Source organism: Streptomyces camponoticapitis, assembly GCF_014646115.1.
Classification (GTDB): Bacteria; Actinomycetota; Actinomycetes; order Streptomycetales; family Streptomycetaceae; genus Streptomyces; species Streptomyces camponoticapitis.
Map to the genome: position 1 here is coordinate 1 of NZ_BMMV01000053.1, position 8,331 is coordinate 8,331.

Sequence of the window (8,331 nt, forward strand, 5' to 3'; positions counted from 1 at the left end):
GAGACCCTCAGGGCCATCGGCAAGCCCGGAAGATCTTGGTAGATAAAGAACAAGCTAGGCGCCCGCGCGGGCCGTCGCCAGCAGTTCCTCCGCGTGGGCGCGGGCCGTCTCCGAGTCCTCCTGGCCGGCCAGCATCCGGGACAACTCCCTCACCCGGTCCTCCCCTTCGAGAACCGTGACACCGGACCGGGTCACCGAGCCGTCGTTCGTCTTCTCCACCAGCAGCTGCCGGTCGGCGAAGGCCGCGACCTGCGGCAGATGCGTCACGACCACCACCTGCGCGGACTTGGCGAGCTTCGCGAGCCGCCGGCCGACCTCGACGGCCGCCTTGCCGCCGACGCCCGCGTCCACCTCGTCGAAGAGATACGTCGGCACCGGATCGGACCCGGCGAAGACGACCTCGACAGCGAGCATCACGCGCGAGAGCTCACCGCCGGACGCGCCCTTGGCGATCGGCCGGGGCTGGGCGCCGGGGTGCGGGGCCAGCAGCAGTTCGACCTCGTCGGCGCCGGACGAGCCGTACGCCACCGGGCGGCCGCCCACCTCGACACCGTCCGGGTCCTCGGTCTGCGTCACGTCGAACGAGACGCGCGCGTGGGGCATCGCGAGAGACGCGAGTTCGGCGGTGACGGCTTCCGCGAAGCGTGCCGCCGCCTCCGTACGGGCGTCGGTCAACGCCTGTGCCAGAACGGACAGTTCACCCAACAGAGTGGCGTGCTCCGCCGTCAGCTCGCCGATCCGCTCGTCGTCGCCTTCGAGTTCGGTCAGCCGCGCCGCGTTCTCCTGGGCCCAGGCCAGTACCTCGGTGATGTCCTGGCCGTACTTGCGTGTCAGCCCGGTGAGCGCGGCCCGCCGCTCCTCGACCGCCGCGAGCCGCAGCGGGTCGGAGTCCAGATTGTCGGCGTAACCGGCGAGTTCACCGGCCACGTCCGCCAGCAGGATCGCGATCTCGCCCATCCGCTCGGCGAGCACGGCCAGAGCGGGGTCGTGGGACCGTACGGCGTCCAGGGCGCGTCCCGCGCCGCCGACGAGCGTCGTCGCGTCGCCGCCCTCCGCCGGGTCCTCGGGGTCCCCGGCGAGCGCCGCGTGCGCGACGGACGCCGCGGACGCCAGCGCCTCGGCGTGGCCGAGCCGTTCGGCCTCGGCGGCCAGTTCGGTGTCCTCGCCCGGCAGGGGCTCGACGGCGGCGATCTCGTTCAGGCCGAAACGCAGCAGGTCGGCCTCCTGAGCACGCTCGCGGGCGCGGGTGGTCAGCTCCTCCAGCTCGGTGGCGACGGTCCTGAGGCGCCGGTACGCCTCCGTGTACTTGGCGAGCGGCGCGTCGACCGCGTCCCCCGCGTACCGGTCGAGCGCCTGCCGCTGCCGCGAGGGCCGCAGCAGGCCCTGCTGGTCGGTCTGACCGTGTACGGCGACGAGGTCGTCCGCCAGCTCGGCCAGCACACCCACGGGCACGGAGCGTCCGCCGATGTGGGCGCGCGAGCGCCCCTCAGCCGAGACGGTCCGGCTGATCAGCAGCGCGCCGTCGTCGAGCTCGGCGCCCGCCTCCTCCGCCCGCCGGGCGGCCGGGGCGTCGGCGGACATGGTGAGCCGCCCCTCCACCACCGCGGCCTTGGTACCGATCCGCACCAGCGTGGGGTCGGCGCGACCGCCGAGCAGCAGCGCCAGACTGGTGACGACCATGGTCTTGCCCGCGCCTGTCTCGCCGGTCACCGCGGTGAACCCCGGCGACAGCTCGACCACCGCGTCGTCGATGACCCCGAGCGACCGTATCCGCATCTCCTCCAACACGGACACGACCTTACGAGGTCCGGAGCCCCGTGTGCGACGGCCCCCGCCCTCCGGTTCGATCCCGGAGGCGCTCGGGGGGACCTGACCGGCTCATCTCGCACGCGATGACGACATGGCGGTACGACGATGTGGCCGTGTGTGACGAGGAACGGTTCCGCGTACATGTCGACACGGCGACGCCCGGCGCCGAGTCCCTCACTACTGAGGTGCCCCGCGCCACCCCGCCACCGGAAGCGCGAACTTCGCCACCAGCCGGTCGGTGAAGGACGCCTGGTGCAGTCGTGCCAGCCGTACCGGCACCGCCCCGCGGCGCACCTCCACCCGGGCGCCAGCCGGCAGCTCCACCGTCCTGCGTCCGTCGCACCAGAGAACCCCGTGCGGCGTGTGCGGCTGCACCTCCACCGCGAGAACCGACTGCGGCGACGTCACCAGCGGCTTCGCGAAGAGCGCGTGCGCGCTGATCGGCACCATCAGCAGCGCCTCCACCTCGGGCCACACCACGGGACCGCCGGCGGAGAAGGCGTACGCCGTCGAACCGGTCGGCGTGGCACAGACGATGCCGTCGCAGCCGAAGCCGGTCACCGGCCGCCCGTCGATCTCCAGGACGACCTCCAGCATCCGCTCGGGCGAGACCTTCTGCACGGCCGCCTCGTTGAGTGCCCAGTCCCTGTGCACGACCCGGCCGTTGCTGTGCACGAGGACGTCGATGGTCATCCGTTCCTCGACCTCGTACGCGCGGGTGACGACCCGGTCGACGACCTTGTCGAGGTCGTCGCGCTCCGCCTCCGCGAGGAAGCCGACGCGCCCCAGGTTGACGCCGAGCATCGGCACACCCGAGGTGCGCGCGAAGGAGGCGCCGCGCAGCAGTGTCCCGTCGCCCCCGAGCACGACCAGCAGTTCACAGCCGTTCAGCGCGCCGGTCGCGTCCTCCGCGACGGTCTCGACGGCCGCCGGGAGCGGCAGGTCGGTCGCTTCGGCGGCCAGTACCCGTACGCCGATACCGTTGCGCAGCAGTCCCTGCACCACCAGTTCGGCGCTGCGGATCGCGGCGGGTCTGCCGGTGTGGGCCAGCAGGAAGACCGTGCGTCGTTCCGCACCGGTCTCCTCGGTCTGTTCTGCGTTCGTCCTCAACGGGGTCCCTCCGCCACAGCACGGTCCACATCGGCCGGGTCGACATCGGGCGCCCCGGCGGTGAGCCACAGGAAGTATTCGACGTTCCCGGCGGGTCCGGGCAGCGGGCTCGCGGTGACGCCCCGCGTCCCGAGGCCGAGTTCCGCCGCCTTGCGCGCCACCGTCCGGACGGCCTCGGCCCGCAACTGCGGGCTGCGTACGACCCCACCACTGCCGAGGCGTTCCCTGCCCACCTCGAACTGCGGTTTGACCATCAGGACCAGGTCCGCGTCGGGCGCGGCGCACGACGCCAGCGCGGGCAGCACCAGGCCCAGCGGAATGAACGACAGATCCCCCACGATCAGGTCCACCGGCTCTCCTTCGATGATCTCCAGCGTCAACTCACGTACGTTCGTACGGTCCTTGACGGTGACGCGTTCATCGCTCCGCAGAGACCAGGCGAGCTGCCCGTAGCCGACGTCCACCGCGACGACCTCCCGGGCCCCCGACCGCAGCAGTACGTCGGTGAAGCCGCCGGTCGACGCTCCCGCGTCCAGCGCTCTGCGCCCTTCGACCCGCAGCCCCTGGGGTACGAAGACGGCGAGGGCACCGGCGAGTTTGTGGCCGCCGCGCGAGACGTAACCGGGGTCGCCGCCGTCCTCGGCGACGACCACGGCGGCGCTCTTCTCGACCTGGGTGGCCGGCTTGGTCGCGGTGGCCCCGGCGACGGTCACCCGTCCCGCGGCGATCAGTTGGGTCGCGTGCTCGCGGGAGCGCGCGAGTTTGCGGCGTACCAGCTCGGCGTCGAGGCGTTGGCGTGCCACTCCTGCCACGTTCGGTTCAGCTCCTGTGGTCGTACGGCTGCGCGGGGCCGGGTCGGGGGGCGACCTGGCCAGGTCCGGGGCGTACGTCGAGCGCGGTGAGCGCGTCGCGCAGGCCCCGGTGCACATCCTCGTACACGTCGAGGTGGCCGTCCGCCGGGAGGTGGTCCGCGTCGCCGAGTCTGGCCAGATTCTCGTCCACCTCGGGATTGCCGGTGGGGACGCGCTCCATGCCGAGGGGGGAGGGGGCCGCGGGGTCGTGGACCGGGGCGGGGGGCCCGGTCCCGGGCCCCGTCTCCGGCCGGGCCTCCGGCTCGGGTTCCGTCCCGGAAGGTAGGGAGGCCCGCTGCTCGTCGGCCCGGCCCGCCGTCTCGTCGCTCATGCCCAGACGCTACCGCGAAGCCCTGCGGTAACGTCGATCACGATGGCGACGAAGGAGGAGTGCCGCAGCGCACTCGAAAAGCTCTCGGACAACATGGCGCGGGCGGACCACGGGATCCGCGGGGCGAGCGGTTTCGACCGCTCGCTGAGCTGCCACATAACGGACCTGGACACGACCTTCACCGGCCGGATCGACGACGGCCGGATCGAGGTGCTGGACACGCACGACGGCCCGCCGCGTGAGAAGGCGCAGATCAGGCTGGCGATGGCGGGCGACGATCTGGTGGCCATGGTTGACGGCGAGTTGAACTTCGCCAAGGCGTGGGGCTCGGGGCGGGTCAGGCTCGAAGCGGGCTTCCGCGATCTGCTGCGGCTGCGTTCGCTGCTCTGAACCCGCCGCCCGGTGCACGGAGGGGCCGGCGCGTACGACTCACGTGGAGGGCCACACCGGCACGGTGTGGCGCGCCCCGCGTGCGGCCGGGACGACCAGCGGGGTGCCCGTCTCCGGGTCGTCGATGACCTGGCAGCGGAGCCCGAAGACCCGCTCGACCAGCTCGGCGGTCACGACCTCGGCGGGCGGTCCCTCGGCGTGGATCTCGCCTTCGCGCATCGCGATGAGATGCGTGGCGTAGCGGGCGGCGTGGTTGAGGTCGTGCAGGACGGCGACGAGCGTACGGCCCTGGGTCTCGTGCAGATCGGCGCAGAGGTCGAGGACATCGATCTGGTACTGGATGTCCAGGAATGTCGTGGGCTCGTCCAGGAGCAGCAGCGGGGTCTGCTGGGCGAGTGCCATGGCGATCCAGACGCGCTGCCGCTGGCCACCGGACAATTCGTCGACATACCGATCGGCCAGCTCGCCGATGCCCGTCGACGCCATCGACTCCTCGACAATCCGTTCGTCCTCCCGGGACCACTGGCGCAGCAGCGCCTGGTGCGGATAGCGGCCCCGGGCGACCAGGTCGGCGACGGTGATGCCGTCGGGCGCGATGGACGACTGCGGCAGCAGCCCCAGCGTCCGCGCGACCTTCTTGGCGGGCATGGAGTGGATCGCGGCGCCGTCGAGCAGAACACGGCCCTCGGACGGCTTGAGCATCCTCGACAGGGCACGCAACAGGGTCGACTTGCCACAGGCGTTGGGGCCGACGATCACGGTGAACGAGTTGTCGGGGATCTCGACCGTCAGATCGCGGGCGATGACCCGCTGGTCGTAGCCAAGGGTCACCGATTCCGCCGTGAGGCGCTGCATGGTCGTACTCCTGGGGGTGCGAAGACTCGGAGGAATGCTCGGAGCAGGGGCGGGGGCGGGAACGGGGGCGGGGGCAGGGGCGGAGGCGGGAACGGGATCACTGGCCGGGACATCGGCCGCGGCTGCGGCTGCGGCGCTCATATGCGGCCCGCCTTGCGCTCGGTGACCAGCAGCCAGAGCAGATAGCAGCCGCCGAGCACCCCGGTCACCACACCCGCGGGCAGCTGACGGTCGCCGAAAGCCGATGTCGCCGTCCAGTCGGCGACCAGCAGCAGCAGAGCTCCCATCGCCGCGGCTGGGCCGAGGTTGGGGCCCGGCGAGCCGGTCAGCCGGCGCGCGAGCTGGGGAGCGCCGAGGGCGACGAAGGTGATGGGGCCCGCCGCGGCGGTCGCCACGGAGACGAGCAGCACGGCGGCGGCCATCAGGACGATCCGGGTGCGCTCCACCCGTACACCGAGCGCGTACGCGGCGTCGTCGCCCATCTCCAGCATGCGCAACGGCCGTCCGTACACGAGCGCCAGCGGGATCAGCACGGCGCAGACGGCGAGCAGCGGGCGGACCTGCGCCCAGTCCCGGCCGTCGAGCGATCCGGTCATCCACAGCACGGCGCGGGTCGCGTCGACCAGGCTGGCCTTGGTGATCAGGTAGTGGTTGACCGCCGTGAGCATGGCGGCGACACCGATACCGATGAGGACCAGCCGGTAGCCGTGCACGCCGCGCTTCCACGCGAGCAGATAGATCCCGGCACCGGTCAGCAGGCCGCCGACGACGGCGCCACCCGCGACGGCGGCCGAGCCGCCGTGGAAGAGGACGATCACGCTCAGCGCGCCGACGGTCGCGCCCTGGCCGAAGCCGATCACGTCCGGACTGCCCAGCGGATTACGGGAGATGGACTGGAAGACCGCACCGCCGACACCGAGCGCCGCACCCACGAGCAGCCCCACCAGGATCCTCGGCAGCCGCAGGTCCTGGACGATGAACTCCTGTGCCACCGTGCCGTTTCCGACCAGGGTCGCGACGACGTCTCCGGGCGGCATCGCGAAGTCGCCCTGTCCGATGAGGATCACGGACATCGCGCAGACGGCGACAGCGAGCAGCAGGACGACGAGGCCGGAGCGGACGTCGACCCGGAGGGAGAGACCGCCGGGTGTGCGGATCGCGCGAACCGCGTGGCGGGCGGGGCGTGTCGCGCCGCCGGCGGGGCACTTGGCGCTGCGGGCGGGGCGTGTCCGTACGCCGTTCTGGACGTTCACAGCTGGGCCATCCTCTTGCGCCGTACGAGCTGGATGAAGACGGGCCCGCCGATGATCGCGGTCACGATGCCGACCTGTACCTCGGCCGGCCTCGCGACGACCCGTCCGATCACATCGGCGCCCAGCAGCAGCACGGGCGAGAGCACGGCGGCGTACGGCAGGATCCACCGCATGTCCGGCCCGGTGACGGCCCGCACGAGATGCGGCACCATCAGCCCGACGAAGACGATCGGTCCGCAGGCCGCGGTCGCCCCGCCGCACAGCAGCGTGACGCAGACCATGGCGAGGACGCGCGTACGGGTCAGACCGGCGCCCAGCGACCTCGCCGTGTCGTCGCCCATCTCCAGCGCGTTCAGCGGCCGGGCGATCAGCAGTGCGAGCAGGATGCCGACGGCGATGAAAGGCCATACCTTGCCGACTGTCGACATGTCGGCGGACGCCAGGGACCCCACGGTCCAGAAGCGCAGCCGGTCGAGGGCCGCCGAGTCCAGCAGCTGCACGGCGTTGACGTAGCCGTAGAGCGCCGCCGTGGCGGCGGTACCGGCGAGCGCGAGCCGTACGGGGGTGGCGCCGCGGCTGCCGCCGAGCGCGTACACGGCCACGGAGACGATCGCGGCGCCCGCGAACGCGAACCACACGTACCCGCTGATGGAGGTGACACCGAAGAAGCTGATGGCCGATACCACCGCGGCGGCGGCTCCGGCGTTCACGCCCAACAGTCCCGGTTCGGCGAGGGGGTTGCGGGTGAGCGCCTGCATCACCGCACCGGCGAGCCCGAGCGCGGCGCCGACCAGCAGCCCGAGCAGCGTGCGGGGCAGCCGGACGTCGACGACGACCACGTCGTTGCCGGTGCCGGAGTCGTGGAACAAGCCGTGCCATACGTCGCCGAGCGGTATCGACTTGGCGCCGACGGCGATACCGGCGGCGCAGACAAGCAGCAGGACGCCGACGGACACCAGCAGCCCGGCGGCGCGCAGCGTACGGCGCTTTCGGGTCACGGTGAGCGGTACGGGCTCCGCGCTCGGTTCGGATTCGGGGGGACTGTCAACCAACACGTAAGTTAGGTTAGCCTACCCTCAGACCGGGCCTTCAAGAGGGAAGCGACGAGGGAAACACCGCCATGAACAACCCCCAACCGGTCCCGGCCGGGCCCGCCGCCCGCCCCACGCGCCGACCGGCCCTCACCCGCCGCTCGCTGCTCACCGGAGCCGGCGCGCTCGGACTCGGCGCGCTCCTCACCGCCTGCGGCTCCGACGGCCGGAGGGCACGCCGTACGCCTGGATCGCTGGCGAGTCGGCCACGGTCAAGACCGTACGCAGACACCTCGTCGGTGAACGCGGCTTCGACCGCGGGGCGGTGAGGTTCACGGGCTACTGGCGGCGCGGCACCTCCGAGGACGAACTGCTGCGCTCGGGCGAGGACGCCCAGGGCGTGTCCCAGAAGTGGCGTCGTCCGCCCGCAGGGCGGGGCCCGCGCCCGCCACGAAGCGGCTGACGACTCGTCGGTGCGTCCGACCACAAGGCGGAGGATCCGCGTGGTGGACGGCCCGGCCGTACTCCGCCGGCTCCGACAACGCCGGGGGCACCTCCCGCGCCCGAAGGGCTACGGGGAGAACGCGCGCGCCAGCCGCCGAGGATCGGACGGGACTTCTGAAACACGCCCTCAGAGGGCGTTTATCCCAGCTTTGGGTTCCTATATGCGGGTCTGGACTTCGGTGGGGCGGGGGCTGCTG

Annotated in this window: 8 protein-coding genes and 1 pseudogene; 2 read left to right on the forward strand and 7 right to left on the reverse strand. The window is 72.2% G+C overall.

Going from position 1 to position 8,331, the window contains the following annotated elements:
- Positions 1 to 54 precede the first annotated feature (54 nt).
- The 4 genes from recN to IEY79_RS36825 form a co-directional block, all read right to left on the reverse strand.
- Positions 55 to 1,794 (reverse strand): DNA repair protein RecN, encoded by a 1,740-nt coding sequence (recN, locus tag IEY79_RS36810; protein WP_229701451.1) that lies wholly within the window; start codon positions 1,792 to 1,794, stop codon positions 55 to 57.
- 192 nt (positions 1,795 to 1,986) lie between these two features.
- Positions 1,987 to 2,919: an NAD kinase gene (locus tag IEY79_RS36815; protein ID WP_189112016.1), complete on the reverse strand. Its 933-nt coding sequence runs from the start codon at positions 2,917 to 2,919 to the stop codon at positions 1,987 to 1,989.
- Complete coding sequence (locus tag IEY79_RS36820) at positions 2,916 to 3,731, reverse strand: TlyA family RNA methyltransferase (RefSeq protein WP_189112017.1); 816 nt, start codon at positions 3,729 to 3,731, stop codon at positions 2,916 to 2,918. The genes IEY79_RS36815 and IEY79_RS36820 overlap by 4 nt, the downstream gene beginning before the upstream one ends.
- Positions 3,732 to 3,738: 7 nt before the next feature.
- Positions 3,739 to 4,101, reverse strand: coding sequence for a hypothetical protein (locus IEY79_RS36825; RefSeq protein WP_229701452.1), 363 nt, complete (start codon positions 4,099 to 4,101; stop codon positions 3,739 to 3,741).
- Between the two features lie 42 nt (positions 4,102 to 4,143).
- On the opposite strand from IEY79_RS36825, the gene IEY79_RS36830 reads away from it, so the two are divergent.
- Positions 4,144 to 4,491, forward strand: a complete 348-nt coding sequence (locus IEY79_RS36830) for an SCP2 sterol-binding domain-containing protein (RefSeq protein WP_189112018.1) — start codon at positions 4,144 to 4,146, stop codon at positions 4,489 to 4,491.
- A 39-nt stretch (positions 4,492 to 4,530) separates the two neighbouring features.
- Here the strand turns inward: IEY79_RS36830 and IEY79_RS36835 are convergent, their stop codons facing one another.
- The 3 genes from IEY79_RS36835 to IEY79_RS36845 form a co-directional block, all read right to left on the reverse strand.
- On the reverse strand, positions 4,531 to 5,346 hold the full coding sequence (locus IEY79_RS36835) for an ABC transporter ATP-binding protein (protein ID WP_189112019.1): 816 nt from the start codon (positions 5,344 to 5,346) through the stop codon (positions 4,531 to 4,533).
- A gap of 137 nt (positions 5,347 to 5,483) precedes the next feature.
- On the reverse strand, positions 5,484 to 6,503 hold the full coding sequence (locus IEY79_RS36840) for a FecCD family ABC transporter permease (protein ID WP_229701453.1): 1,020 nt from the start codon (positions 6,501 to 6,503) through the stop codon (positions 5,484 to 5,486).
- Positions 6,504 to 6,595: 92 nt separating this feature from the next.
- Complete coding sequence (locus IEY79_RS36845; protein ID WP_189112021.1) at positions 6,596 to 7,654, reverse strand: FecCD family ABC transporter permease; 1,059 nt, start codon at positions 7,652 to 7,654, stop codon at positions 6,596 to 6,598.
- 157 nt (positions 7,655 to 7,811) lie between these two features.
- Between IEY79_RS36845 and IEY79_RS36850 the strand changes: the two are divergent.
- Positions 7,812 to 8,093: pseudogene (locus IEY79_RS36850) on the forward strand (SIP domain-containing protein); the annotation flags it as partial.
- Positions 8,094 to 8,331: the final 238 nt, after the last annotated feature.

What these genes read in the sequence shown, in the direction of transcription:
- IEY79_RS36825 (WP_229701452.1), bottom strand. Translation starts at nt 4,101, where the DNA reads ATGAGCGACGAGACGGCGGGCCGGGCCGACGAGCAGCGGGCCTCCCTA.
- IEY79_RS36830 (WP_189112018.1), top strand. Translation starts at nt 4,144, where the DNA reads ATGGCGACGAAGGAGGAGTGCCGCAGCGCACTCGAAAAGCTCTCGGAC.
- IEY79_RS36835 (WP_189112019.1), bottom strand. Translation starts at nt 5,346, where the DNA reads ATGCAGCGCCTCACGGCGGAATCGGTGACCCTTGGCTACGACCAGCGG.